The sequence below is a fragment of the Lysinibacillus fusiformis genome (assembly GCF_003049525.1).
GTDB classification, from domain to species: Bacteria; Bacillota; Bacilli; order Bacillales_A; family Planococcaceae; genus Lysinibacillus; species Lysinibacillus fusiformis.
Map to the genome: position 1 here is coordinate 1 of NZ_PYWL01000030.1, position 879 is coordinate 879.

General features: G+C 36.9%; 1 pseudogene. It reads left to right on the plus strand.

The features are described 5' to 3' along the window. Window positions 1–879: pseudogene (locus C9J29_RS24870) on the plus strand (IS3 family transposase); the annotation flags it as partial.

Consider the following 879-nt stretch of genomic DNA (forward strand, 5'->3'; position numbering starts at 1 on the left):
GAATGGGTTCGCCGTTATCAAAAAAATGGCGTAGAGACTTTCTTAAAGTCCTATACAAACTATTCAGCTGACTATAAAATGAATGTACTTAATTATATGAACGAGACAGGTACATCTTCGAGAGACACAGCTGCACTATTCAATATTTCATCTCCTGGCATGATTCGGAATTGGAAGTTGAAGTTTGAAGGTGGTGGTTATGATGCTCTTGTTTCTAAGAAAAAGGGGCATCTATCTATGAAAAAAGAGACAAAAAGAACAACGAAATCAACACCAGCTGAAGGATCTGTTGAGGCGTTAGAAGCACGAATCAAACAATTAGAAATGGAGAATGTGTACTTAAAAAAGTTGAATACTTTAGTTCAAATGCAAGAAAAATTACCAATCAAATCAAAGCGCAAGTAATTTATGAACTAAAGGAAATCTATGAAGTAGTGGAATTAATCAAAGTCGCTGATATTCCACGTAGTACGTATTATTACTGGGAAAAGCGTTTGAATCGTCATGATAAATACGCTGATGTGAAAGTCGCAATTCAGTCCATTTATCATGAACATAAGGGACGTTATGGTTATCGTCGGATCACCAAAGAACTAAAAAAATTTGGTATTCATCATGATCCGAAAACGATTAACTGCTTGATGAATGCCATTGGCATAAAGTGTGAAGTCCGCATGAAGAAATATCGTTCGTATAAAGGTAACGTCGGAAAAATTGCCCCAAACATATTACAACGCGATTTTACAGCGGAAAAAATGAACGAGAAATGGGTAACAGACGTGACAGAGTTCCATCTATTTGGTGAGAAACGCTATTTATCACCCGTCCTTGATCTATGTAATGGCGAAATCATTGCATACTCGGTTATGAAGCGTCCAG